The organism is Gordonia amarae NBRC 15530 (assembly GCF_000241345.1).
Taxonomy (GTDB): Bacteria; Actinomycetota; Actinomycetes; order Mycobacteriales; family Mycobacteriaceae; genus Gordonia; species Gordonia amarae.
This window is the reverse complement of the sequence record NZ_BAED01000048.1, coordinates 96090-119975: the sequence shown is the minus strand read 5'-3', so window position 1 is coordinate 119975 and position 23886 is coordinate 96090. Positions and strand designations below refer to the sequence as shown.

Annotated in this window: 15 protein-coding genes and 1 tRNA gene; 5 read left to right on the top strand and 11 right to left on the bottom strand. The window is 68.6% G+C overall.

Going from position 1 to position 23886, the window contains the following annotated elements:
• Positions 1-38: 38 nt before the first annotated feature.
• From thrB to GOAMR_RS13730, 7 genes are all read right to left on the bottom strand, one after another.
• Positions 39-1064 (bottom strand): homoserine kinase, encoded by a 1026-nt coding sequence (gene thrB / locus GOAMR_RS13760; RefSeq protein ID WP_040515261.1) that lies wholly within the window; start codon positions 1062-1064, stop codon positions 39-41.
• Positions 1045-2130 (bottom strand): threonine synthase, encoded by a 1086-nt coding sequence (thrC, locus tag GOAMR_RS13755; protein WP_005188754.1) that lies wholly within the window; start codon positions 2128-2130, stop codon positions 1045-1047. The genes thrB and thrC overlap by 20 nt, the downstream gene beginning before the upstream one ends.
• Positions 2123-3436: a homoserine dehydrogenase gene (locus GOAMR_RS13750; protein WP_005188753.1), complete on the bottom strand. Its 1314-nt coding sequence runs from the start codon at positions 3434-3436 to the stop codon at positions 2123-2125. The genes thrC and GOAMR_RS13750 overlap by 8 nt, the downstream gene beginning before the upstream one ends.
• Positions 3433-4857: a diaminopimelate decarboxylase gene (gene lysA / locus GOAMR_RS13745; protein ID WP_005188751.1), complete on the bottom strand. Its 1425-nt coding sequence runs from the start codon at positions 4855-4857 to the stop codon at positions 3433-3435. The genes GOAMR_RS13750 and lysA overlap by 4 nt, the downstream gene beginning before the upstream one ends.
• Positions 4854-6506 (bottom strand): arginine--tRNA ligase, encoded by a 1653-nt coding sequence (argS, locus tag GOAMR_RS13740; protein WP_005188749.1) that lies wholly within the window; start codon positions 6504-6506, stop codon positions 4854-4856. Before argS ends, lysA begins: the two co-directional genes overlap by 4 nt.
• Before the next feature lie 111 nt (positions 6507-6617).
• Positions 6618-7091: a HipA N-terminal domain-containing protein gene (locus tag GOAMR_RS13735; RefSeq protein ID WP_005188746.1), complete on the bottom strand. Its 474-nt coding sequence runs from the start codon at positions 7089-7091 to the stop codon at positions 6618-6620.
• A 69-nt stretch (positions 7092-7160) separates the two neighbouring features.
• The gene (locus tag GOAMR_RS13730; protein ID WP_005188743.1) at positions 7161-7412 is read right to left on the bottom strand and encodes a helix-turn-helix transcriptional regulator; all 252 of its coding nucleotides are present in this window, start codon (positions 7410-7412) and stop codon (positions 7161-7163) included.
• Positions 7413-7605: 193 nt separating this feature from the next.
• On the opposite strand from GOAMR_RS13730, the gene GOAMR_RS13725 reads away from it, so the two are divergent.
• The gene (locus GOAMR_RS13725) at positions 7606-7974 is read left to right on the top strand and encodes a VOC family protein (RefSeq protein WP_005188740.1); all 369 of its coding nucleotides are present in this window, start codon (positions 7606-7608) and stop codon (positions 7972-7974) included.
• A gap of 44 nt (positions 7975-8018) precedes the next feature.
• On the opposite strand, the gene GOAMR_RS13720 is transcribed toward GOAMR_RS13725, so the two are convergent.
• From GOAMR_RS13720 to GOAMR_RS13705, 4 genes are all read right to left on the bottom strand, one after another.
• Positions 8019-8091: transfer RNA gene (locus GOAMR_RS13720), tRNA-Arg, on the bottom strand.
• A 131-nt stretch (positions 8092-8222) separates the two neighbouring features.
• The gene (locus GOAMR_RS13715; protein ID WP_005188738.1) at positions 8223-10859 is read right to left on the bottom strand and encodes an AAA family ATPase; all 2637 of its coding nucleotides are present in this window, start codon (positions 10857-10859) and stop codon (positions 8223-8225) included.
• The gene (locus tag GOAMR_RS13710) at positions 10856-12256 is read right to left on the bottom strand and encodes a metallophosphoesterase family protein (protein WP_005188732.1); all 1401 of its coding nucleotides are present in this window, start codon (positions 12254-12256) and stop codon (positions 10856-10858) included. Before GOAMR_RS13710 ends, GOAMR_RS13715 begins: the two co-directional genes overlap by 4 nt.
• 172 nt (positions 12257-12428) lie before the next feature.
• Complete coding sequence (locus GOAMR_RS13705; protein WP_040515259.1) at positions 12429-13952, bottom strand: MFS transporter; 1524 nt, start codon at positions 13950-13952, stop codon at positions 12429-12431.
• A gap of 283 nt (positions 13953-14235) precedes the next feature.
• Between GOAMR_RS13705 and GOAMR_RS13700 the strand changes: the two genes are divergently transcribed.
• From GOAMR_RS13700 to GOAMR_RS13685, 4 genes are all read left to right on the top strand, one after another.
• Positions 14236-15300 (top strand): glutathione S-transferase family protein, encoded by a 1065-nt coding sequence (locus GOAMR_RS13700; RefSeq protein ID WP_244427413.1) that lies wholly within the window; start codon positions 14236-14238, stop codon positions 15298-15300.
• Entirely contained in the window at positions 15297-16109 is an 813-nt protein-coding gene (locus tag GOAMR_RS13695) for a hypothetical protein (protein ID WP_005188722.1), read from the top strand. Before GOAMR_RS13700 ends, GOAMR_RS13695 begins: the two co-directional genes overlap by 4 nt.
• Positions 16106-19822, top strand: coding sequence for an ABC transporter ATP-binding protein (locus tag GOAMR_RS13690; protein ID WP_005188721.1), 3717 nt, complete (start codon positions 16106-16108; stop codon positions 19820-19822). The genes GOAMR_RS13695 and GOAMR_RS13690 overlap by 4 nt, the downstream gene beginning before the upstream one ends.
• A gap of 187 nt (positions 19823-20009) precedes the next feature.
• Complete coding sequence (locus GOAMR_RS13685; protein ID WP_005188718.1) at positions 20010-23810, top strand: multifunctional oxoglutarate decarboxylase/oxoglutarate dehydrogenase thiamine pyrophosphate-binding subunit/dihydrolipoyllysine-residue succinyltransferase subunit; 3801 nt, start codon at positions 20010-20012, stop codon at positions 23808-23810.
• Positions 23811-23886: the final 76 nt, after the last annotated feature.

Here is a 23886-nt window from a genome sequence, read left to right as displayed (position 1 = left end):
CACAACCGACGGACATCACACCAGTTCGGAGGTGCTTCTCACCAGGAGATCTCGACGCCCTGCGCAACATCGACGGGCCAGGTGGCGAATCCGATACCGTGTGCCAGCGCCACCACATCGTCGGTCACCGGGAGCGCACCGAGAATCAGCACCGACGGGCCGGCTCCCGACACCATCGCGGCGTAGCCCCGTTTCCGCAGGGCCGCGACGAGTTCGGCGGTCTGCGGCATCGACGGGGCCCGGTACGGCTGGTGCAGCCGGTCGACGGTCGCGTCGACCAGGCATTCCGGGGCTGTGGTCAGCGCCACCACCGTGAGTGCCGAACGCGACAAGTTGAAGACCGCGTCGGTACGCGGGACGGAATCGGGCAACAATCCCCGGGTGTGCGAGGTCGATGACTCCGTCTCGGGCACGAACACCGTGGCCCGGATGTCGGGGTGGACCTCGAGCCGACGGGCGAGGTAGACGTCGCCGGTGGCCACCACGCCGTCGGGATTCGCCTCCAGCGGGCTGTCGGTCCAGGTCACGACCGCTCCGCCGAGCACGCTCGCGGCCGCGTTGTCGGGGTGACCCTCGAACTCGCCGGCGAGCTGCACGAGTTCGGCGTCTGTGAACGGTGCGCGCACCCCGGCGGCGGCGAGCAGGCCGGACGCGGCGGCGAAACCGGACACGGCCGCTGCCGCAGACGATCCCAGACCCCGCGAATGCGGGATCGCGTTGACGCACCGCAGGGCGAGGCCGCGCGCGCTCGCGCCGCCGTATTCCAGGCCGCGGCGCACCGCCCGCGCCACCAGATGCCGCTCGTCGCGCGGAATGTCGGCCGCACCCTCACCGACGGCGTCGATCTGGATGCCCGACGCCGTCGTCTCGACGGTCAGCTCGTCATACACACCCAGCGCGATCCCGAGGCAGTCGAAGCCCGGCCCCAGGTTGGCACTGGACGCAGGGACCCGCACGCGCACCGAAAGCCCCTCGGGCAGAACGGTATCGGCACCCCCGACGGACGAGGGCGCCTCCGGCATGACGTCGCCGGCCATCTCCAGATCAGCCGACACCGAGGGCATCCGCAACCGCGACCGGATCGACCGGGATGGCGTTCACCTCTGGCATTCCGGACAGCGCCGTATCCGGGTCCTTGAGACCGTTTCCGGTCACCGTGCACACGACGGTGCTGCCCGGCTCAATCCAGCCGTCGGCGTGGGCGGCGAGCAGCCCGGCGACACTGGCCGCCGACGCGGGCTCCACGAAGACGCCCTCGTTGCCCGCGACCAGCCGGTAGGCCTCCAGCAATTTCTCGTCGGTCGCGGCCCGGAACTGTCCGTTCGACTCGTCCTTGGCGGCCACAGCCTGATTCCAGCTCGCCGGCGAGCCGATGCGGATCGCGGTGGCGATGGTTTCCGGGTTCTTCACCGGGGCGCCGTTGACCAGCGGAGCGGCGCCCGCGGCCTGCACGCCCAGCATCCGCGGCAGGCTGTCGCTGATGCCGTCGGCGTGGTACTCGCGGTAGCCCTTCCAGTACGCGGTGATGTTGCCGGCGTTGCCCACGGGCAGCGCGTGCACATCGGGCGCGCGGCCCAGCACGTCGACGATCTCGAACGCGGCGGTCTTCTGGCCCTCGATCCGGGCCGGGTTGACCGAGTTCACCAGTTCGATCTCCGGGAAGTCCGCGGTGACCTTACGGGCCAGTTCGAGGCAGTCGTCGAAGTTGCCCTGCACCTGAATGATCTTGGCGCCGTGCATAACAGCCTGAGCGAGTTTGCCCATGGCGATCTTGCCCTCGGGGATCAGCACGGCGCAGGTGATGCCCGCACGGGTCGCGTAGGCGGCCGCCGACGCCGACGTGTTGCCCGTGGATGCGCACAGCACCGCACGCTTGCCGTTGTTGACGGCGGTGGTGACGGCCATCGTCATCCCACGGTCCTTGAAGGAGCCGGTCGGGTTCAGGCCCTCCACCTTGAGGTACACCTCGCAGCCGGTGAGCTCGGACAGGTGCGGCGCGGATACCAGTGGGGTGCCGCCCTCCAGCAACGTCACGATCTTCCAGTCGGCTTCGACGGGCATCCGCGAGCGGTAGGCCTCAACGAGGCCGGGCCAGGCGCGGTGAACGGGGGTAGGGCTCACGTCAGTCATCGGTTCCTTCCATTCGGAGGACGCTGGATACCTTGATCACCGCATCCATGTCTTCCAGTGCCGCAACGGTTTCCGACTGTGCGCGGTCGGGTGCGCGATGGGTCACGACGATCAGCCGGGCGTCGTCGCCCGCGCCTTCCTGCCGCACGGCGGCGATGCTCACCGCACGCTTGGAGAATTCTCCCGCCACCTGGGCGAGGACCCCTGGCCGGTCGGCGACCCGCATCGACACGTAGTACCGGGTCGGCACGTCGTCGATGGAGGCGACCGGAAGTTCGGCATAGGTGGATTCCAGCGGCCCGCGACCGCCGTGCACCTTGTTACGTGCCGCCATCACCAGATCGCCCATCACGGCCGAGGCGGTGGGTGCGCCACCGGCACCCTGGCCGTAGAACATCAGCCGGCCCGCGTTCTCGGCCTCCACCACGACGGCATTGAACGCGCCGTTGACCGAGGCCAGCGGATGGGACAGCGGGACCAGCGCCGGGTAGACGCGGGCGGAGACCCGCTCGCCGCCGTCGCCGACGACACGCTCGCAGATGGCGAGGAGCTTCACCGTGCAGTCGAACTTCTTGGCCGCGGCCAGATCGTCGGCGGTGACCTCCGTGATGCCTTCGCGGTACACGTCGGCGGCCGTGACCCGGGTGTGGAACGCGATCGAGGCCAGGATCGCGGCCTTGGCCGCCGCATCGTAGCCGCCGACATCGGCGGTGGGATCGGCCTCCGCGTAACCGAGGCGTCCGGCCTCCGCGAGGGTCTCGTCGTAGCCGGCACCGGTCTCGTCCATCGCCGAGAGGATGAAGTTGGTGGTGCCGTTGACGATTCCGGCGACCCGCTCCACCTTGTCACCGGCCAGCGACTGCATCAGCGGCCGGATCACCGGGATCGCACCGGCCACCGCTGCCTCGAAGTACAGGTCGACCTTGGCGTCGGCGGCGGCGCCGGCCAGTTCGCCCGTGTAGTCGGCCAGCAGCGCCTTATTGGCCGAGACCACGGACTTTCCGCCGGTCAGCGCGGTACGGATCAGTTCGCGTGCCGGATCGATACCGCCGACGAGCTCGACGACGATGTCGACGTCGTCGCGGGCGACCAGGGCGGCGGCGTCGGTGGTGAGCAGCGCCGAATCGATCTTGCGGGGCTTGGACAGGTCACGCACCGCGACGCCACGGATCTCCAGCGGCGCACCGACGCGGGCACGCAGGTCGTCGGCGTTCTCCTCCAGGATGCGCACGACCTCGGCACCGACATTGCCCATGCCGAGCACGGCCACACCGATGGCCGGCCGGTTCTGAACGGCTTCGGTCACTTGGACACCTCCAGTCGCAAGAAGTCTTCGATCGTCTCCCGACGGATCAGCAGTCGCGATGCGCCGTCGGCGACGGCAACCACCGGCGGGCGCATCACCATGTTGTACCGGCTCGACATCGAGTAGCAGTATGCCCCCGTCGCCGCCACGGCCAGCAGGTCGCCCGGCCGCAGGTCACCCGGCAGCCAGCAGTCCTTGATGACGACGTCGCCGCTCTCGCAGTGTTTGCCCACCACGCGGCTCACCACCGCGGGCGCCGACGATACACGCGAGACCAATCGTACGTCGTACTCGGCCTGGTACAGCACGGTGCGGATATTGTCACTCATCCCACCGTCGACGGAGACGTAACGCCGGATCGCGCCCCGCTCGAGTTCGACATCCTTGATGGTCCCGACCTCGTACACGGTGACGGTGCCGGGCCCGGCGATAGCCCGGCCCGGCTCGACGGCCAGGGTGGGCATCGGCAGTCCCACGGCGGCCGACTCGCGCCGGACGATGTCGGCCAGGGTGTCGGCGACGTCCTTGACCGGCAGCGGATCATCCTCTTCGAGGTACGAGATCCCCAGGCCCCCACCGAGATCGATGATCTCCAGCTGGGCGGTCTTGTCGACGCCGAACTCGGAGACGATCTCCTTGAGCAGCCCGAGCACACGGTGCGCGGCCAGCTCGAAACCGTCCATGTCGAAGATCTGCGAACCGATGTGGCTGTGCAGACCCACCAGCCGCAGGTTGTCGGTGGCGAACACCCGGCGCACCGCGTCCATCGCCACGCCACCGGACAGCGCGAACCCGAACTTCTGGTCCTCGTGGGCGGTGGCGATGAATTCGTGGGTGTGCGCCTCCACGCCGACGGTGATCCGCACGAGAACGTCGGCGACGGCGCCGCGCTCACCCGCGAGTGCGTCGAGCCGGTCGATCTCGGTCAGTGAGTCGAGCACGATGTGGCCGACACCGGCGTCGAGCGCAGCGGCGAGTTCGGCGGAGCTCTTGTTGTTGCCGTGCAACGCGATTCGTTCGGCAGGGAACCCGGCGTGCAGCGCGACGGCCAGTTCGCCGCCCGAGCACACGTCCAGGCACAGGCCCTCCTCGTTCACCCAGCGCGCGATCTCGGTGCTCAGGAACGCCTTCGACGCGTAGTGCACGCGGCCGTACTGCCCGAACGCGCCGATCATGTCGGCGCAGCGGGATCGGAAGTCCTTCTCGTCCACCACGAACAGCGGTGTTCCGTACTCGCGGGCCAGATCGCCCACCGGCACACCGGCTAGCGTCAGCTCACCGGAGCCGTCGCGAACAGCGTTGCGCGGCCACACATTCGCGGGAATCTCCGCGAGAACCGCCGGATCGTTGGGACGCTCGGCCAGGTGGGGCGCCGCCGGGATGTCCGCGTGCCGGGGCCCGGCCGGATGCGCGGGACTCACATCCGCTCCGGTGCGCTCACGCCGACCAGGTCCAGGCCGTTGGCCAGCACCTGCCGGGTCGCCTCGCACAGGGCCAGCCGGGCGCGGTGGATGTCACCTGCCTCCTCGTCGCCCTGCGGCAGGACGCGGCAGCGGGCGTAGAAGCGGTGGTAAGCGCCGGCCAGCGACTCCAGGTACCGGCACACGCGATGCGGTTCGCGCAGTTCGGCCGCGGTCGCGACCACCTCGTCGAAGTCGCCGATGGTGCGGATCAGGTCGCCTTCGGCCGGATCGTCGAGCAGACCGAGGTTGTCGGCGCTGCGCCCGAGGCCCAGTTCGGCGGCGTTGCGGGCCAAAGCCGAGAGCCGGGCGTGTGCGTACTGGACGTAGTACACGGGGTTGTCGTTGGACTGCTTGACCAGCAGGTCGAGGTCGATGTCGATATTGACGTCCACGGACGAGCGGATCAGCGAGTATCGCGCGCCGTCGACACCGACAGCACCGACGAGGTCGTCCATGGTGATCACGTTGCCTGCGCGCTTGCTCATCCGCACCGGCTTGCCATCCTTGACCAGGTTCACCATCTGCCCGATCAGGACCTCGACGGTGGCCGGGTCATCGCCCAGTGCCGCCGCGGCGGCTTTGAGCCGCTTGATGTAGCCGTGGTGGTCGGCGCCGAGCATGTAGACGCACAGGTCGAAGCCGCGGTTGCGCTTGTCCCGGAAGTAGGCGATGTCACCGGCGATGTAGGCGGCCTCACCGTCGCTCTTGATGACCACCCGGTCCTTGTCGTCGCCGAAGTCGGTGGTGCGCAGCCACCACGCGCCGTCCTTCTCGTACAGGTTGCCGTTGGCCTTGAGCTGTTCGATGCAGGTGTCGACGAGACCGGACTCGAACATCGAGTTCTCGTGGGTGTACACATCGAAGTCGGTGCCGAACTCGTGCAGGCTCCGCTTGATCTGGTCGAACATCAGCTCCACTCCCTGGGCGCGGAACGTTTCGCGGCGCTCGTCGCCCTGCTGCTCGAGCACGCCGGGCACCGCGGCGACCACCTGGCCGGCGATCTCGGCGATGTAGTCGCCCGCGTAACCGTCCTCGGGGGTGGGCTCACCCAGCGCGGAGGCCTCCAGCGACCGGGCGAACCTGTCGATCTGGCCGCCGTGGTCGTTGAAGTAGTACTCGCGCGTCACCGCGGCGCCGCGGGCGGCGAACACCCGGCCCAGCGCGTCACCGACGGCTGCCCAGCGGGTACCGCCGAGGTGGATGGGGCCGGTGGGGTTGGCGGAGACGAACTCCAGGTTGATCGAGGTGCCGGACAGTTCGGAGCCGCGCCCGTACTCGCCGCCCTTGGCCAGGACGGAGTCGACGACGGTGTTCTGCGCGGCGGCGGCGAGCCACACGTTGACGAAGCCGGGGCCGGCGACCTCGGCCTTGTCGATGCCGTCGGCGGCGGCGAACGCGTCGGCGAGCCAGCCGGCGAACTCACGCGGCACCACGCCGAGGCGTTTGCCCAGTTGCAGGGCGATATTGGTGGCGTAGTCACCGTGGTCGGCGTTGCGGGGACGCTCGACGACGACGGTCTCGGGCACCAGCGAGATATCGAGTCCCCGATCGGTCACGACGGTCAGCGTTATCTCGCGGAGAAGCGCAGCGAGGGCGGCAGGAGTCACGGGTATTCATCCTATGTTCCGGGTCCCTTGCCGGGACAATCGACTCCACCCGGGGCAGGCGGCCACTCGCGAGCGACCCTCCGAACCGGGTAGATAAGACATTCTCAACGGCTACCGGCGCCTGTCCGCCGAGATCTGATCGAGAGTGCCGGAGGCACGGCGGGGTGTTCGGCGTGGACCGCCCAATCGCTCCCCGGACTCCAGCCGGCGCACCCGTGTCCGGATCGTGTCGATCACTGTTTCCGCGGGCCCGCCGACGGTGCGGTAGTTCTTTCCGTGGTGCCCAGGCCCCGGCGGCCCTTCGTCGGCGGGCATCACCGTGACAGCCCCGGCGCATTCGCGGCCGTACTCAGCGAGCAGGGCCACCACGTCACCCGGTGTGGCCGGTGCGCCCGTCAGGTCGAGGCCGACGCCTCGCAGCCGGGCGGCGGCGGCCAGCGCCCTACCTTCCGGCAGCAGTCCTTCGAGGTACACCCGGGACACCGCCGGCGGTTGCGGCGCCGCAACCGATGGCAGCGACCACGACAGGATCGGCGCGCCGTCCCGGTATCCGTCGCGTCCGGAGTCCGTGTACTCGATCGACATCTTGCCGCCGCGGGCCTTGGGAAACTATGTGCGCCGTCAGCCGTCCGTTCAGCCAGATGTCCAGCGCCATCACGATGTCCGCCAGCCCTGCCGCGGCCGCACCACCAACTCGAGATCGAGCGCGGCGAGGGCGTCGAACAGTTTCTCCACCGCCTTGGTGGTCTCCCCCTTCTCGATCTGGGTGATGGAGAAGCGATTGGTGAGAGCCCGTTCGGCGAGTTCCGCCTGTGTCAGACCATGTTCGAGACGCGCCGCACGAATCGCGCGGCCCAGGCCCGCGGCGGACTCTGCCGTGACCTCGAAGTCGTCCGATGTTGACATATCCCGACATTAGACATCCGAGTGACCGATGACAAGAAATCCCAACATCGAGCGGCAATGGAACCGATGTTGGGATTTCTTTACATTACAGATGATTGCCGCATATACGGGCCGGACGTAGGATCAGTGGCAGCGTCGCGTGCCGGTGGCGGACCGCGTCAGGCATGGAGGCGCCGAACACGAAAGTGGTTTCGTGGCAGTAAGTTTCAATCACACAATCATCGGTGCGCACAATCCCGCGGAGTCAGCGGAGTTTTACAGAGCAGTCCTCGGCGCCCGGGAGGCACCCAACTGGGGGCCGTTCATCAATCTCCTACTCGATGACCACACCCTGCTGCAGTTCGCCCCGGCCCCGGTCAACGACGCCATCCACATGGCGTTCCTCATGGACGACGCCGAATTCGACCGCGGCTACCGGTATCTGGTGGATCACGAGGTGGAGCACTGGGCCGACCCGCAGATGCGGCGTCCCGGGGAGATCAGCACCGACGAAGGCCGCCGGGTCTACTTCAAGGACCCGTCCGGCCACTACCTGGAGATGCTGACCGAGCCGTACCTGTAGATGAGGCAACTCGGATGCGAAGAAAACTCGCGAAAGAAATTCTGTGCCCCCCGCAGGATTCGAACCTGCGACCTTCTGCTCCGGAGGCAGACGCTCTATCCCCTGAGCTAGGGGGGCTCATTGGGCGAGAGTCAGAGTAGCGTACCGATACCGAACTCCCCAAACCCTATGGTCATCGGGTATTTCCACCCGGTACCGGAAGATCCACCCTTCGTGTGCGGAGGAGGTTGCGGTTATGGGTGGAAGGGTCAGACGGTGACGACGTGGGCGTCGCGGACGTCGGCGTAACGCTGCGGGCTGCAGGTCAGGACGATCACCTGGGCGTCGCGGCCGGCCTCGGTGAGCACCGAGGCCATGGCCGCGATGCGGTCGGGGTCGCTGTAGCCGAGGGCGTCGTCGATGATCACCGGCACGCCGTCGGCACGATCAACCAGGGAGGCGCAGGCGAGGCGGGACAGCAGGCCGAGTTGCTCCTTGGCGCCGCCGGACAGGTCGTCACGGGGCACGGTGACTCCGTCGACGGTGCGGGAGACCACGTTGAGGTCGTCGTCGACGTCGAAGCGGACCGAGTCGCCGAAAACTATGGCGCCGAGCTGGTCGAGGCGGCGGGTGAACGGATCGGCATATTTGGCCCGTGATGCCAGACGTGCCCGGGTCAGCGTCTCGTACAACAGCTTTGCGGCCTCGGCGCGGCGGGTGACGCGGCGCAGTACCGCGCAGGCCTCCTCCCATTCGGCCTGCGCCTCATCGAACTCGTCGAGGCGGGACTCACTGCGGTACACCTCGAGTTTGGTGCTCAGTTCGGTGATCAGATGCCCGACGGCGTCGAGTTCAGCGTCGCCGTGGGCGATGTCGCGGGCGATCTGCTCACGCCGCAACTCGATTCCGGCGGCATCGAGTTCGGCGGCCTGGGCCGCGAGCCGCGTCTGCGCCTCGAGTGCGGCCTTGAGGTCGTCGCGGGCACGTCGGGCCGCCTCGGTGGCCTCGTCGTCGGGCAACGCGAACACCAGTTCCGCCAGCCGGGCATCCAGGTCGTCGACCTGCTTACCGGCCCGGTCACGCCGGGCGGACAGCGACTCCTGCCGCTCCCCCAGCGCCGATGCCTCCGACCGGCGCCGCACCGCGGCCGCATGCGCCCGGCCCACAAGATCGGCCTGCGCGCGCTCGGCCTCGACGAGGTCGTCGACCGATTCCTGTTGCGACGCCTCGGCTTCGGGGAGCCCGTCCAGTTCGGCGCGCACCACATCGCGCCAGTCCCGGATCTCGGCGACGGTCTTCCACTTGAGCAGCCCGTCGCGGCGTTCACAGATCAGCGCCCGCTTGTGGGCGAGATCGGTGCGCGCGGCAGCCTTCGCCGTGGCCTGCGACAGATCGGTCAGACCGTGTGTGTCACACAGGTTCTGGGCCGACCACTGCAACCGGTCGAGTTCCTCGGCAAGCGATCGGGTGTCGACGCTGCGCCGCACCGTCACCCGCACCACGCCGTCCGCCTCGATGACCCGGTCCGCGACGGCCACGAACTCGGCGGCGTCACCGTTGCCGACGGCGGCACCGTCGACCGTCACGGGCAGGTCACCCAGCATCTCGACCCGCAGCGTCGCCGATGCCGCCTCCAACCGCCCGCGCGCCACATCGATGCGGCCGGCCAGCGCCTGCGCCGCCGCCGCGACCTCGGCATCCACGGTGTGCGTTGCCAACTCGCCGTCGACGGCGTCGAGTTCGGCTCCGAGACCGGCGAGTTTGTCGAGTTTGTCGGTGAGTTCGGCGACCTCGGCGGTCAGCCGCTCCCGCTTCTGCGCATGCCGGGCCGCACTCAACTGCTCCCGAAGGCTATCGAGAACCTTTCTGGCCGAGTATAATTCACTTTCCAGGGCGGTCGCCTCCGACAGCGCCCGCGCGGCGTCGGCGACGATCCCGGCGAGTTGCTCGTCGAGGTCGGCAGCCTCCGCGGCCGCGGCGGCCCGCTGCCGCCGGATATCGGTGCGCTCGTCCAGCACCCGCTCGGCAAGCGTCAGCGCCGTCCGGCGGTGACCGACGTTCTGCGCGGCGTCGGCCACCTTCGAGAGCACGGCCTGGGCTGCCTGCCACACGGTGTCGACCTGCTCCTGATCGGCACGCAGGAGTTCGGCCGCGCGCTGTAGTTCGCCGCGGCGCGAGACCGCCTCCCGCAGTCGTTCGATGTCGTCGTCGAGCACCTCGCGCGCCCGGCGCAGCCGCTCGTACCGTTCGCCGGCCGCGGTGGACCGGGCGGTGGCCGTGGCCAGTTCGCCGGTCGGCTTGCCCTGTTTGAGGGTGTGGTACCGCCCGTATTCCTCGGTGACCGCATCCAGGAGTACGGTGTCGTCTTCAGTGTCGACGGCATCGGACGCATCGCTGGAACCGGCCGGGTCACCGCCGCCGGAGGCGACCCGGTCGAGTGCTCGTGACAACGCCGCCGCGGCCGACAGATCGGTGAGCGCCGGATCGGTGCCCGACTGCAACAGCTTGAGCGCGTCGAACAGCGCCCTGTCGACGGTCGAGTCGAGGATCTCGTCGACCCGATCGTGCGCGTCGCGGCCGGTGAGTTGCTCCGGAGTGGGTTCGAGCACGGTCAGCGTTGTCGCCGGCTGTTTATTGAAGCGTTTGAAGTAGGTGAAATGCCATTTACCGCAGCTGATCTCGGCCTCAACCTCGGATCCGACGTCGCGCCCGGAGGGCATGATCGAGCGCACCGCGGCGGATTTGCTGCTGTCCCGGTACTTCAGGAGCATATCGAGCGCCTCGATCATCGACGACTTGCCGGCCTCGTTGCGGCCCTCGACCACCGTCACACCCTCGTCGGCGAACCGCACCTCCCGCTCGCCGATACCCCGGAAGTCGCGCAGCGCCAGCCGGTGCAGTCTCATCGCGAGGCCAGTCTGCGCAGCAGGGCGAGCGCGTCACGGGCGGTGGGCGCCACATCGTCGGCGGAGTCCGCGACATCGAGCAGCTCATGCGCGGCCTCGGTGGCATATCCGGACAAACCCAGTGAGTCGACGTCGGATTCGGCGCCGACGACGGTGAGGTCGTCGTTCTTGACCCACGGCACCAGCGCGGCGAATCGGTCCCGGAACGCCTCGAGCATCTCCTCCAGGAGCGCTTGCTCGGCGATGGTGACCGACCCGACCAGACCCAGCTGCACCACGACACGGGTCTTGTCCGTGATGGCTTCGAGTTGACCGCGCAACGCGTCGATGTCGTCGGCGCCGGTGATGTCGCGGGTGATGCTGCGGAAACTCCACTCGCCCACCCGGTGTGGGGTGACCTCGATGTCGCGGTCTGCGCCCTCGCGGCGCAGGGTGACCACCAGAACATTGCCGGGGTCGGCCTCGATGTGGTCGAAGTTGGTGACCTCGTGCGCTCCCGAGTACCAGATGCGCCCGCTCGCACCGATATCGGTGACCGAATGTCTGTCGCCCAGGGCCACGTAGTCGACCAGCCCCGACCCGACGGCCCGTTCCAGCGCGTCGACCGAGATCAGTGCCGGATCGTCGCCGGGCACGATCGTGTCGACGCCGCCGTGCCCGACGACGATGCGGATCACGTTGCCGTCGTTGGTTCCGGCGCGTTCGATCTGGGTGTTGACCAGGTCGGTGAGCGGATGTTTGTGCGCCCACGGCGCGGGCACGAGCTCGATGCCCTCGCGCACCCGGACGGTCCCGTCGGCCGACAGCACGGTGACGTTGGCGGGCCCGGCGTCGAGGAATGCGCGCGAGCGGTACACGCCGGCCGGGTCGGCGGTGTCGTGGTTGCCGGGCAGCAGGTACACCGGCATGCCACAGCCGGCGAGGACGTCCATCGTCTGCCGGATCGTCTTGTCCGACACCCGGTGATCCTCGAAGACGTCGCCGCTGACGACGATGAACTCGGCGCCGGCCTCGCGGGCGACGGCACCGATGCGGGCAATCGCGTCTCGCCGGGCGGCTGCGTACGCGTGGGCGGCGTCGGCGTCGAGGTAGTGCCGGGTCATGCCGATCTGCCAGTCGGCGGTGTGGACGAATGTGACTGTATGTGCCGTCGCCGGTGGGGCGACGGGCGGTTCGGGCGCTGAAGGTTCCGGCACAGTGGGTTCCGGCGCAGAGGGTTCCGGCGCAGAGGGTTCCGGCGCAGAGGGTCCGGGCGCAGAGGGTTCGGGTGCGGCGGAGGCGACCTCCTGAGCCGGCTCGGTGACCAGCCGGGGCGCCTTGGACCGCCGTGTGGGGGCGAGGGACTCCATGCCGGGAAGCGGCTCGAACTCGGGCAGGTCGAACAACGACGCCGTCATCGACGCTCCTTCTCTGGCTCGCGGTGGTTCCCCTACGGGCGTACTGGCTGGTGACGGCAACCAGGATGGTCACCGGTCACTGATCCCCGATCCTACGAGCCGCGTACGACAATCCCCGCATACGGCGCGGCCCCCGGATTACGAAAGCCCGGGGGCGGCCGTCGCGGAACGGTCAGCGACTCTTCTCACCCGCGGGTTCGGGGGCGCCTTCGGGAGCCACGGCCGACGCGCCGTCGCGATACGCCGAGGCTGGCCGCTGCAGGAATGAGGTGACGACCACTCCGAGCACCAGCACCGCCGCGGGCAGATAGATCGACTGCCCCATCGCGGTCGAGAAGCCGTCGCGCAGGAACTCCGGCAACCGCTCGACCGTGCCCTGTGCGCTCTCGGTGCCGACGCCGGTGGGCAGTTCGGCCGCGAGCCGGGTCTGGATGAGTGCGCCCACCATCGCCGAACCGAGCACGGAGCCGATGAGCCGGGTGGTGTTGTACACGCCCGCACCGGCACCTGCCTGATGCCACGGGAGGTTGCGGGTCGCGGTGGCGGCCAGCGGCGCCCAGATACCGGCCGAGGCGACACCCATGAGCGCCATCGGGATCAGGATTACCCAGACCGGCGTGGCCGGCCTGACCGCCAGACCCAGCCAGCCCATCGAGATGGCGGCCAGCGCCAGTCCCGTGCAGATGATGACGCGCGGATCGACCCGGTCCAGGATCCGGCCCACCACCGGGGCGAGGACTCCGGTGATGACCGCCTGCGGCACCATCATCCCCGCCGACTGGGTGGGTGACATTCCGCCGACCAACTGCAGGAAGAACATGATCGGGATCATCAGGCCCGACACCGCGAAGCCCATCGACGCGATGCCCAGGTTGGACAGGGTGAAGTTGCGGTCCCGGAACAGTCCTAGCGGCAACAGCGGTTCGGTGCGGATCCTCGACTGCCAGTAGACGAACACCCCGAGCACCACGATGCCGCCGGCGATCAGCGTCCAGATCCACCACGCCCAGTCGTTCTTCTCACCCTCCTGGATGCCGAAGATGAGCGCGAACATGCCGACCGCCGACAGCACCACCCCGAGGAGGTCGAACCGGTGGTCGTGGGTGTCGACTGTCGGGACGAGGGTTGCCGCCAGAACGAGACCGATCGCGCCTACCGGCAGGTTGACGAAGAAGATCCATTCCCAGCCGAGGCCGTCGGTGAGCACACCGCCGAGCAGCGGGCCGACGAGCGTCGCGACGCCCGCGACGGTGCCCCACACGCCCATCGCCGTGCCCCGCTTCTCCGGTGGGAAGATGCGGGTGATCAGTGCCATCGTCTGCGGGGTGATGAGCGAGGCGCCCAGACCCTGGAGCGCTCGAGCCGCGATCAGCTCGCCGATCGACCCGGACAGTCCGCACCACAGGCTGGCGAGTGTGAACACCAGCAGACCCGCCTGATACACCCGCTTCGGGCCGAACTTGTCGCCGAGGCGGCCGGTGACGAGCAGTGGCACCGCGTAGGTGAGCAGGTAGGCGCTGGTCACCCACACCACACCGTTGACGTCGGTGCCCAGGGATTCCATGATCTGAGGCTGCGCGACGGCCACGATCGTCATGTCCACCAGGATCATGAAGAAGCCCACGCACAACGCCATCAGCGCGACCCACGGCCGGGTGGTGACGGTACGCTGCGCGCCGGGCGATTCGGTTGTCATATGACTCAGGTACTTCCGGTAGAAGGAAAGGGTTTGTAGCAGGAAGAACCGCGGGGAGCCCCGCTTTCTCTCGACGCTAACGGTCCACGATCGCCCCGACCAATCGGTATAACGCGTCAACCGGGAGGTTCCCGGCATACCGGACGGGCTCGATGCTCAACCGCGTCCGGACGCCCGAACCTTCCCGATCAACCCTGAACCCGGCCCGGATCATCCCGCACCCGGGCCGGATCACCGCCATCCGGGCAGGCCGGTCACTACTGTGGAGACCATGTCGACGAACATGCCACCGGCCGATACGCCCGCCGCCGGAACCGGACCGGACGCCGCCAACCCCGGCAGGTACGTGACCGAGGGGCAGGGGTTCGTCCGCGACACCAAGTACATCGAGACCCGGATCACCGCCGACGGCCGTGACGGCTACCCGGTGGAGGCCGGCCGCTACCGCCTGGTGGCCGCACGCGCCTGCCCGTGGGCCAACCGGACCCTCATCGTCCGCAGGCTCCTCGGTCTGGAGGACGCGATCTCCCTCGGCCTGTGCGGACCCACCCACGACGCCGATTCGTGGACATTCGACCTCGACCCGGGCGGCCTCGATCCGGTGCTCGGCATCCCCCGCATCAAGGACGCCTATGAGCGGCGGTTCCCCGACTACCCCAAGGGCATCACCGTCCCGGCCATCGTCGATGTGCCGTCGGGTGCGGTGGTGACCAACGACTTCCCGCAGATCACCATCGACTTCTCGCTGGAATGGACGGCCTTCCACCGCGACGGTGCCCCCGAGCTGTATCCGGACGCGCTGCGCGCGGAGATCGACGAGGTCAACCAGGGCGTGTACACCGAGGTCAACAACGGGGTCTACCGCTGCGGTTTCGCCGGTGACCAGGCCTCGTACGAGGCCGCCTACGACCGGTTGTTCACCAAACTCGACGAACTGTCGGAGCGGTTGTCACGGCAGCGCTACCTGGTGGGCAAGACCATCACCGAGGCCGACGTGCGGCTGTTCACCACCCTGACCCGGTTCGATCCCGTCTACCACGGGCACTTCAAGTGCAACCGGTCGACGCTGAGCGCCCTGCCGGTGCTGTGGGCCTATGCCCGCGACCTGTTCCAGACCCCCGGATTCGGCGACACCGTCGACTTCACACAGATCAAGCAGCACTATTACATCGTTCACCGCGACATCAACCCCACCGGCATCGTGCCCAAGGGGCCGGATCTGTCACACTGGCTGACCCCCCACCATCGTGAACAACTCGGCGGCCGGCCGTTCGGCGACGGCACCCCGCCGCCACCCCCGAAGCCCGCAGAAGCAGTCCCCGCAGAGAATTGGGTACCCACCGAATGAGCAACATCATCAAGCGTGTCGAGCAGTCCACGACCGCGCAGGTACAGGAGAAGCAGCCCTCGAAGCTGACTCTGACGGCAGTGAGCAAGCTGCTGGACAAGGCCCAGCGTCTGCAGGCCCCACAGGTCAAGAAGTACGTCGACAGCATTCGCCGCCGGCACCCCGACGAATCGCCGCAACAAATCATCGAGCGACTGGAGAAGCACTACCTGCGCACCGTCACCGGAACGGGCAGCGCGGTGGGCGCGGCGGCCGCGGTACCGGGCGTCGGCACCATCACGGCGATGGGCGCCGCCACCGGCGAAACCGCACTGTTCCTCGAGACCTCGGCACTGCTCGCCCTGGCGATCGCCGAAGTGCACGGCATCCCGATGCACGACAACGAGCGGCGCACCGCGCTGGTGCTGGCCGTCGCCCTCGGCGAGGAGGGCATCCTGGCCGTCGGCAAGGTGGTGGGTTCACGCAGCGGCACCCTGCGCCGGCTCAACCAGAGCACCACCCCCGACAGCCGGATCGGGCAGCTCAACCGCAAACTCGCCGGCAAGTTCGTCCGCCGCTACGCCATCAAGCGTGCGCCGCTGATCTTCGGCAAGTTGCTGCCGGCGGGTGTCGGCGCGCTCATCGGCGGTATCGGTAACCGGGCGATCGGCAAGAAGATCGTCGAGAACGCCCGCGAAGCATTCGGTCCCGCACCCGTGCACTGGCAGGTGATCGACGGATCCGTCGTCACCGGCGAGGAGCCCGGCGCGATCCCGTCCGTGCGTTCGCTGCCGACCGACGGGAGTGACCGCCCGGTCGGCCGGGTGTGAGCGGTAGTACGGAGCCCGAACCCGGCTGGATCCGGCGGCTCACCGCCCAGTGCCTGGAGCACCGGCGGCTGGTGGTGCTCACCGTCGCCGCGACGCTGATCGCGGTGGCCGTGGACCTGGCCTCCCCACTCCTGGCGAAGGCCGCCATCGATGACGCGACCGGTGTCACCGACACCGGTCCCGGACTGCTGCTGATTGTGACGGCGCTGGTCGTCGCCGCGGTGATCCGGTTCGCGTGTCAGTTCGGCCGCCGGATGACGGCCGGCCGGCTGTCGATCGTCGTGCAGAACACGTTGCGGTTGCGGCTGTTCGACACGCTGCTGCGGCTCGACGGTGCGGCTCAGGACCAGATCCGCACCGGGCAGATCGTGTCCCGGTCGATCTCCGACCTGCAGATCATCCAGGGTCTGCTCGCCCAGGTGCCGCTGGCGCTCGGCTCCGGGGTGCAACTGGTGGTGGCCGTCGCGATCATGGCGTATCTGTCGCCGGTGTTGACGTGCGTCGCGCTGGTCACGGTCCCGGTCGTCGCCGTCGTGGTGGTGCGGGTGCGCCGCCGGCTGTTCGCCGCGACGTGGTCGGCGCAGCAGGCCGCCGCCGATGTCGCCGGGCACGTGGAGGAGACCGTCACCGGGGTCCGGGTGGTGAAAGGCTTCGGACAGGAGGAACGGGCCGTCGACACGCTCGTCGGTCTCGGCGCCCGGCTGTACCGGCTGCGGCTGCGGGCCGCCCGCATCAACGCGATGCTCGGGCCCACCCTGTCGGCGGTACCGCAGCTGGGCATGGTGCTGGTGATCGCGGTCGGCGGCTACCTGACCATCCGCGGCACGATCACCGCAGGCACCTTCCTCGCGTTCGCCACCTATGTGGCGTCGATGACCTCGCTGTCCCGCATGGTGACCGGCCTGCTGGTGACAGCGCAGCTGGCGCGCTCGGCCGTCGAACGCGTCTACGAGGTGGCCGACCATCGGCCCGATCCCACTCTCGCCGGCACCACCGCGGCACCCGACGGCCCACTGGGACTGCGGCTGTCGTCGGTGAGTGCCGAACTCAGCGGTCGCTCGGTACTCGACGATGTCTCCCTCGACATCGCACCCGGTGAATGCGTCGCCGTGGTGGGACCGCCCGGGTCGGGGAAGTCGACCATCGCCGACCTCGTGTGCCGCTACTACCGGCCGGTGTCCGGGACGGTGTCGGTGGGCGCGGGTGATCACCACATCGACGTGGCCGAACTGAGCGCCGACTCGCTGCACTCGGCGGTGTCGGTCGTCTTCGACGAGCCGTTCCTGTTCTCCGACACGATCGGCGCCAACATCGCGCTCGGGGTGCCCGGTGCGGCCGGGTCGCGCATCCGGGAGGCCGCCGACCAGGCCTGCGCCACCGAGTTCGTCGACGCGCTGCCCGACGGCTTCGACACCGTGGTCGGCGAACGCGGACTGACCCTCTCGGGCGGACAGCGCCAGCGCGTCGCCCTGGCGCGGGCGATGTTCGCCCGGCCCCGGATCATGGTGCTCGACGACGCGACCTCGGCCGTGGACGCCGCCACGGAACAGACCATCCTGAGCAGGTTGCGGTCACCGGAGTCGGCGACGACGATGCTGGTGCTGGCGCACCGCCGGTCGACGCTGGCGATCGCCGACCGCGTCGTGGTCCTCGACGACGGCCGGATCACCGACATCGGGACGGTCGCCGAACTCGATGCCCGGAGCGCACGGTTCCGGGCGCTGATGAGCATCGGCCCCGACACCGCCGGTGAAGCGATCGCCGCCGCCCCGGAACCGTCCACCGATGAACTGTGGCCCGAGGTTCCCGACGCCGGGTCCGCTCCCACCGGCAGTGCCTGGGCACCGTCCGTCACTCCGGCTCCGGCTTCCGGGCGCGGCCGATCGGGTGCGCTCGGGTCGATGCCCGCCACCCCCCGACTCGCCGCGGCCGTGGCGGCGTTGCCACCGGCGACGGAGGACCCGCGTGTCGACGTCGCCGCGGCCCGGTCGGAGGCACAACCGTTCTCGCTGCGCGGACTGCTCAGCCCGGTCCGGCCGCTGATCGCCCTGACGATGGTCGGGATCGGCGTGGACACCCTCGTCGGTCTGGTGTTCCCGTCGCTGGCCCGCACCGTTCTCGACGCCGCCGGCGACGAGGCCACCGTGTGGCGGGTGTCGGCGATCGGTGTGGTGGCCGTGGCCCTGGCGTGGGCGGCCGCCCGGGTGACCGTCATCGCCTCCACGCGGGCGGGCGAACGCATCCTGTACGGGCTGCGGATCCGCAGCTACGCCCACATCCAGCGGCTCGGCCTCGACTACTACGAGCGGGAACTGTCCGGGCGCATCATGACCCGGATGACCACCGACATCGACGCCCTGTCGACGTTCCTGCAGACCGGGCTGCCGTCGGCGGTGGTGGCGGTGCTGACGCTCGGCGGGGTGGGCGCCGCGCTGGTGATCACCGATCCGGCGCTCGGCGCGGCGATGCTGCCGCTGTTCCCGCTGCTGATCGCCGCGACGGTGTTCTTCCGGCGCATCGCCTCCCGCGCGTACACGCGGTCGCGGGAACTGGTGAGCGCCGTGAACGCCGACTTCCAGGAGAACATCACCGGCATCAAGACCACCCAGACCTATCGGGGCGTTCCGGCGGCCCGCGCCCGGTTCGCGGGCCGCACGTACGCGTGGGTCGAGGCCCGCATGACCTCGCAGCGGGCGATCTCGGTGTACTTCCCGTTCATCACGTTCACCGCCGATGTGGCGGCGGCCGCCGCGGTGGCGATCGGCGCGCACCAGATCACCTCCGGTGATCTGTCGGCGGGCACGCTGGTGGCGTTCGTGCTGTACCTGTCGATGCTGTTCGGTCCGGTCCAGCAGCTCTCGCAGGTGTTCGACGGCTACCAGCAGGCAGCCGTCGGACTGCGCCGGATCGCCGAGCTACTGGGCACCGAGTCGTCGCTGCCGGACAACCCCCGGGCACGGCCACCGGGCGCCCTCGACGGTGATGTCACCTTCGACGGCGTCGGCTTCCGGTACGGGCGGACCGGACGGTTCGCCCTCGACGATGTCGGCCTGACGATCCCGGGCGGCACCTCACTGGCGCTGGTCGGGCGCACGGGTGCCGGAAAGTCGACCATCGTCAAACTGCTGGCCCGCTTCTACGACCCGACGACGGGCGTGGTGCGCATGGACGGCACCGACATCCGCGACTTCACGCTCACCGGCTACCGGCACCGGCTCGGCGTGGTGCCGCAGGAATCACACCTGTTCGCCGGCACCGTCGCCGAGAGCATCGCGTACGGGCGGCCCGGCGCGGACCGTGCCGCCATCACCGCCGCTGCCCGTGCGGTCGGCGCGCTCGGGGTGATCGCCCGTCTACCGCACGGAATGAATCAGCAGGTCGGCGAACGCGGCCGGGAGCTGTCGTCGGGACAGCGGCAACTGGTCGCGCTGGCCCGCGCCGAACTGGTCGAACCCGACCTGCTGCTGCTCGATGAGGCGACCGCGACCCTCGACCAGGAGACCGAGGCACTGGTGCTGGCGGCCGGGGCCGCGGTGACCGCTCGCCGCACCTCGGTGATCGTCGCGCACCGGCTCGCCACGGCCGCGCGGGCCGACCGGATCGCGGTCATCGACGGCGGCCGGGTGGTGGAGTCGGGGACCCACGCCGAACTCCTCGCGCAGGGCGGTCTGTACCTGCAATTGTGGGAGTCCGGTGAGGCGAAACTGGTGTGAGAATCCGGCCACAATATCGCCGTGATTGTGCTTCATTTAATGCATCCCGAGTGCTGTGAGGTCCCAGCACCGCATACAGTCCCGGACCGCGTACCATCAGGGGTTGATCCACGACGAGAGTCTTCACAAGAGACCTAGGACGTGATCAGCGACCCGATACCAGAGGGAATTGAGGCGAGAGAGCGCAGTGAGCAGTTCGGTTTCGGATTTCGGACAGAACACATGGCTGGTCGAAGAGATGTACCAGCAATTCATCAAAGACCCGTCTTCTGTCGACCCGAGTTGGCACGACGTACTGAAGAACTACAAGCCCGAAGCGGCGGACGCCGGTGCCACCGCGTCGAGCAACGGCAGCGCGCCGGCCCAGCCCAAGGCACCCGCACAACCCGCGGCCCCGGCACAACCCGCGACTCCGGCGAAGCCCGCCGCAGCGGCCCCGCCGAAGGCCAACAACCAGATCACCCTCGACACCGTGCCGGCCCGGCCGACGACCACCCGCAAACCGGCGCCCGCCAAGGAGGCCCCGGCCACCAAGGCCGCGGCCGGACGCGGCACCGCCAGCCGGGACGGTTCGGCCGCCTCGACCACCGCCGGCGGCGCCAAGACCCCCGCTCCCGCACCGGCCGCCGACGAGAACAAGGTGCTGCGCGGCCCGGCCGCGGCGATCGTCAAGAACATGAACCTGTCGCTGGCGATCCCCACCGCGACCAGCGTTCGCGCCATCCCGGCCAAGCTGATGATCGATAACCGGATCGTCATCAACAACCACCTCGCCCGCACCCGCGGCGGCAAGATCAGCTTCACCCACATCCTCGGTTACGCGCTCGTCCAGGCGATCAAGGACTTCCCGAACATGAACCGGCACTTCGCCGAGGTCGACGGGAAGCCGAATGTGATCACCCCCGCCCATACCAACCTGGGCCTGGCGATCGACCTCGTCGGCAAGGACGGCAACCGCACGCTCGTCGTCGCGGCCATCAAGGGCTGCGAGACGATGAGCTTCGGCGAGTTCCACGCGGCCTACGAGGACGTCGTGCGCCGGGCCCGTGAGGGCAAGCTGACCGCCGAGGATTTCGCGGGTGTCACCATCTCGCTCACCAACCCGGGCACCATCGGTACCGTGCATTCGGTGCCGCGCCTGATGAAGGGTCAGGGCGCCATCATCGGTGCCGGTGCGATGGAGTACCCGGCGGAGTTCCAGGGCGCCAGCGACGAGCAGATCGCCGATCTGGGTGTGGGCAAGCTGATCACGCTCACCTCCACCTACGATCACCGGATCATCCAGGGCGCCGAGTCCGGCGACTTCCTGCGCCGCGTGCACGCGCTGCTCCTCGACGACGGCTTCTTCGACGAGATCTTCACCGCGTTCAAGATCCCCTACGAGCCGATCCGCTGGCGCCGGGACATCCCGGCCGGCCTGGTGGACAAGAGCACCCGCGTGCTCGAGATGATCGCCGCCTACCGCAGCCGTGGTCATCTCATGGCGGACACCGATCCGCTGATGATGAACAGCGATGCCAAGACCTCGCACCCCGACCTCAACGTGCACACCTACGGCCTGACGCTGTGGGATCTCGACCGCGAGTTCAAGGTCGGCGGTTTCCACGGCGAGGAGCGGATGAAGCTGCGCGACGTGCTGGCGGTGCTGCGCGACGCGTACTGCCGCCACGTCGGCATCGAGTACACGCACATCCTCGAACCCGAGCAGCAGCGCTGGCTCGAGGAGCGCGTGGAGATCAAGCACGTCAAGCCGCCGGTGGCCGAGCAGAAATACATCCTGTCAAAGCTCAACGCGGCCGAGGCCTTCGAGACCTTCTTGCAAACCAAATACGTTGGGCAGAAGCGCTTCTCGTTGGAAGGTGCGGAGGCCACCATCCCGACGATGGATGCGGTCATCGACCGCTGCGCCGACCACAACCTGCGCGAGGTGATCATCGGCATGCCGCACCGCGGCCGCCTCAACGTGCTCGCCAACATCGTGGGCAAGCCGTACTCGAAGATCTTCGGCGAGTTCGAGGGCAACCTGAACCCGGCGCAGGCGCACGGCTCGGGCGACGTGAAATACCACCTCGGCGCCGAGGGCAAGTACTACCAGATGTTCGGGGACAACGAGATCGCCGTCTCCCTCACCGCCAACCCGAGCCACCTCGAGGCCGTCGACCCGGTGCTGGAGGGTCTGGTCCGGTCCAAGCAGGATCAGCTCGAGGAGTCCGAGCAGTTCTCCATCCTGCCGCTGATGCTGCACGGCGACGCCGCGTTCGCCGGTCAGGGCGTGGTGCCCGAAACCCTCAACCTGTCGCTGCTGCCCGGCTACCGCACCGGCGGCACCGTCCACATCGTGGTCAACAATCAGGTCGGCTTCACCACCGCACCCGAGCATTCGCGGTCCACCGAGTACTGCACCGATATCGCCAAGGTGATCGGCGCGCCGATCTTCCACGTCAACGGCGACGACCCGGAGGCATGCGTGTGGGCGGCCAAGCTCGCCGTCGACTACCGCGAGGCCTTCCACAAGGACGTCGTCATCGACCTCGTGTGCTTCCGCCGCCGCGGCCACAACGAGGGCGACGACCCCTCGATGACGCAGCCGGCGATGTACGACGTGATCGACACCAAGCGCGGTGTGCGCAAGTCCTACACCGAAGCCCTCATCGGCCGTGGTGACATCTCCACCAAGGAGGCCGAGGACGCCCTTCGCGACTACCAGGGTCAGCTCGAGCGGGTCTTCAACGAGGTCAAGGAACTCGAGCGCTACGTCCCCGAGCCCAGCCCGTCGGTCGAGGCCGACCAGACCCTGGCGCTCAAGGTGGAGACCGCCGTCGACAAGTCGGTGCTGGAGCAGATCGGCGACGCGTTCTTCAACGTGCCCGAGGGCTTCACGGCGCATCAGCGGGTCAAGCCGGTACTCAAGCGCCGTCACGAGATGTCGCGCGAGGGTCACGTCGACTGGGCATTCGCCGAGTTGCTGGCGTTCGGTTCGCTGGTCCTCGAAGGCACCGATGTGCGCCTGTCCGGTCAGGACTCGCGCCGCGGCACGTTCACGCAGCGCCATTCGGTGCTCATCGACCGCACCAACGGTTCGGAGTACACCCCGCTCAACCACCTGTCCCCCGAGCAGCCTGGCCGTTTCAACGTCTACGACTCGCCGCTGTCGGAGTTCGCGGTGCTCGGTTTCGAGTACGGCTACTCGGTGGGCAATCCCGACGCACTCGTGCTGTGGGAGGGGCAGTTCGGTGACTTCGTCAACGGCGCCCAGTCGATCATCGACGAGTTCATCTCCTCCGGTGAGGCCAAGTGGGGTCAGCTCTCCGATGTGGTGCTGCTGCTGCCGCACGGCCACGAGGGTCAGGGTCCCGACCACACCTCGGGCCGTATCGAGCGGTTCCTGCAGTTGTGCGCCGAGGGTTCGATGACGGTCGCGCTGCCGTCGACCCCGGCCAGCTACTTCCACCTGCTGCGCCGGCACGTCCACGACGGCATCCGCCGCCCGCTGATCGTGTTCACGCCCAAGTCGATGCTGCGCAACAAGCACGCCGTCAGCCAGATCAGCGACTTCACCGACGACAAGTTCCGTTCGGTGCTCGACGACCCGAAGTTCGCCACCGGCGGTGGTGACCACAGCAAGGTCAAGCGGATCCTGTTGGTGAGCGGCAAGCTGTTCTACGAGCTCGATGAGCGTCGTGAGAAGGACGGCCGTGACGACATCGCGATCGTGCGCATCGAGCAGCTGTACCCGGTTCCGCACCGCAGGCTGCGCAAGACGATCGAGCAGTACCCGAACGCGAACGACTTCGTGTGGGTGCAGGAGGAGCCGGCCAACCAGGGTCCGTGGCCGTTCCTGGGTCTGTGGCTGCCCGACGTGCTGCCGGACCTCCTCAGGGGTCTGCGCCGGGCTTCGCGCCGGGCGATGTCGGCACCGTCGTCGGGTTCGAGCAAGGTCCACGCGGTGGAGCAGAAGGAGATCATCGATACCGCCTTCGCCGACTGACACTTACTCCTCGCACCTCCGCCGGTTGGGTGCCCTCCGCCGGTTGATCGACACGGCATTCGCCGACTGACACTCA